Annotated in this window: 1 pseudogene; it reads left to right on the forward strand. The window is 60.2% G+C overall.

The features are described 5' to 3' along the window. Positions 1 to 105: pseudogene (locus tag GWC77_RS28845) on the forward strand (IS5/IS1182 family transposase); the annotation flags it as partial. Positions 106 to 251 lie beyond the last annotated feature (146 nt).

Below are 251 nucleotides of genomic sequence, written 5' to 3' on the forward strand. Positions count from 1 at the left end.
CAGGACGGCGACGATCCGTCCCAGGTGGAGCCACTGCTGGAGCAGATTGCCAACCCGATCGGCCGGTTCATTGCCGACGGCGCCTATGATGGCGCGCCGACGTACCAGACGGTGGGCCGTCACAATGTAAGCGGTAAGCCATGGGCGTTATAGAGTTCGCGTAAAGGCAATCGCACAATGCCGCCATTGAGTTCGCTCAGGAGGGGCAAGCGATGACGGCCTTCGCAAGAGAAGAATTGGAATCGGTGTGG

The sequence above is a fragment of the Paraburkholderia sp. NMBU_R16 genome (genome assembly GCF_013282575.1).
In the GTDB taxonomy this organism is placed as follows: Bacteria; Pseudomonadota; Gammaproteobacteria; order Burkholderiales; family Burkholderiaceae; genus Trinickia.